The sequence below is a fragment of the Leptobacterium meishanense genome (assembly GCF_037645805.1).
Taxonomy (GTDB): Bacteria; Bacteroidota; Bacteroidia; order Flavobacteriales; family Flavobacteriaceae; genus Leptobacterium_A; species Leptobacterium_A meishanense.
In genome coordinates this window covers 1-2,843 of sequence record NZ_JBBEXE010000017.1, presented here as the reverse complement: position 1 = coordinate 2,843, position 2,843 = coordinate 1, and the positions used below count along the sequence as shown (strand labels likewise).

The window sequence follows — 2,843 nt, the reverse complement described above, 5'->3', positions numbered from 1 at the left end:
ACAACCTGGATCTAACCGTTGAAACCTTAAAGCCGGTTTATTTTAAGTATCCGGTTACCGAGCAGCGCTACAGCAATGACACCTACGACATCAGTGCTGTTAGGCATATGGGAAAAGTCAGGTTTTCACTTCCTCCGGAGGCAACGGATGTGTCCATAACACCCTCAGGGCCCATCAATACTTCGCTAAGCTATCAAAGTGGCAGCACTTTTGAAGTGACGGTGGCGCGTGATTCCGTATTGACCCGGAGCGCAACTAAAAATCTAGAGGGTGACTATGATTATGGCTTTACTGTCAATTATACCTTAAATGGAAAACAACAGCAGGTGGCTGTGATTGGAGATGTACCGCCCGAAAGGGAGTTTGCACCGCTTTCGCTTATCGTAAGCAGGAACGGGAACGTGCTATCAGAGTCCTCAGGAGAGGCTTTGACTTTCGATATGGGGGAAATGCTGGTAACTGATTCGCTTTCCCTTGACTTTGATTTTACACTGGTCAATTCCGGAAACGGGCCCATAAACATCCCTCCGGAATATTTTGAACTAGTGAACACCGCCGGAGCGTCCGCCATTGCCCCCAATCAAGCCGATGGAATCAGCATCACTTGGCCCGCCTCCATATTAAGCGACACCACACGCATAGAAGCAGGGGAATCCTATAAGTTCTCAGGAAACGTAGCCATAATCGGGTTGGTTAATGTTATTGTTGAAGCCTTTTTAACTGCTAGTGGGAGCATTGATGTAAATGATTCATATTTTTTCCTCCCCCCTATAGAAATTATTATCCCTCCTTATCCAGACCCTGGGATTGGGCCAAGCCTAGAAGATGAGGAAGACAATATTATTCAACAATGTACTGATGGAGAAGATGCAATGGTGGTCACTGTCGCTGGAGAGGTAATTCATAATGGGGAGAAAATCTTTGAAAACTTAGATAATGCTACTACTTATAACGGTATTCATAGAATACCGTTAAGAATCAGTAACTGTCAAGACAATATCAAAGATATTAAAATCAGTTCGGTAGAAATAATTGGTCCTGAAAATATTTTTGGTGAAGGAATACTTACTACTCCTCAAACCATTATTCCAGGAGGTATGGCTATTGGCTCTATACCTATAAATGTACGTCAAATGTCGACTGAGTCTATATATAAAGCCACTATATTTATTGAGACTGATGAAAAAGACTTCACTTTTAATTTAGAAGTTGTTAAATTGAAGAATGGGGAAGCTCTGTTAGTAATTGAAAATGATAGTTTTGAATTCGATTTACGACTGTTAGAAAAATCTAAAATGTCTCCAGTATATTTTATCAACAACGCAAATTTCCCAATAGAATTAGACCTTTCTTCATTATCAATTAAAACAAATGAACTTTCTTCTACTCTTTTTGAAGGAACAATTAATTATAAATTTTTTGAAAATTCTTCCACTAATACAATAACAATTGAAGAAGATGAAAAAAAATTATTAGGTAATTTTCAGATAACAATAAATACTGAAACTCTTAAAAATCAAAGATTTACAGGAAAATTTCATATAGATGACACCAATGGCAAAAAGTATAGTGATACATTTGAAGGTACAACATCATTTGATGATGAAGATATAGCAGTGTCCATTGATTCTAGAGAAATAAAAAATGGGGAGCGCTTTCGCATTCCAACAGGGACTAATTTTGTTAATTCAGGGTCATTAGAGCTACGCATAACAAATAATGGCAGTTTGCCTATTCAAATTAGTCAAGTTATTAAACAATTCTCGGATTTTAGAATTATGAGACTTACATATATAAACGGTTTTAATGACACTTTGAACGAAGGTGAATCACTGATAATAGAAATTGATTATGAGACAAGTAATTTTTATACAGAAGCTCGTTATAACACAGCTGAATACAAACTCTCTTACAAAAAAAATGGTGCTGAACTATCCTTTACCTTTGGACTTTTTGCTAGTCGTCCCAATATCTTTACTTATATAAGCAATCATTCTCGTAATATAGAACCTGATGAGACATTCAAATATGAAAAAGCGTTTAAGGATGGCCCTAAAACTGAGTTGTTAGCATTTTCTGTAGAGAATACAGCTGATAGTCCTATAGCTTACACTACTTCATTAGGAGAAAACCTTTATGGCATTTTTGAATTGTCTCCTAAAGTAGCTTCAGAACTACTGCTTCCTAGTGAAAAAGAATCCTTGTTAATAAGTTTTGATCCAGAAAAAGTTCCTGCTCCTGGTCTTTATAAAACTACCGTTACTATAAAAAGCGCTGTAGTTGAAGGGGAAGCATCGCCTGATTTTACTTTCTTTGTGGAACTGAACATCACTGATGAAAATAACAGTGGCCTATCTACTATCCGCCTTACCCAAGGTTCAAATATTGTGGAGTATGGCCATAACGACACCAATCCCTATAGCTTCCCGGAAACGGAGCTTGGTGTGCCCCTAAGCAGGACCTTTAGGGTCTATAATGATGGGAATACAGTGTTTGATCTGGTCAACCTAGAAGCCTCCCCAGGGTTTATGGTGAACCCAGCGCCCTTCAGCTTGAGTATCCCCCCTGGGGAGTACCGTAACTTCTTTGTAGAGTTCCTAGCAGAAGCTACTGGTACTACCTCCGGTCAGGTAACTTTTGAGCGTGCAGGGTTCCCCGGTGAGCCCTTTATCTTCAATGTTGAAGGTACTGCCAGTGGCGCTACTACCGCTATGGGCATCCGACAGGGTGGGGGCACATGGATCAGTGAAGGTGATGTGTTTGATTTTGGAACTTCTTCAGCTTTCCCTTTCCGTATTTACAACTTAGGGTATGATCATAATCTTAACATCAATTCCATTGAT

1 protein-coding gene is annotated in these 2,843 nt (G+C 39.1%); it reads left to right on the top strand.

The features are described from left to right. The coding region (locus WBG21_RS11195; protein WP_340077916.1) for a hypothetical protein at window positions 1-2,843 on the top strand (2,843 nt) is incomplete at both ends.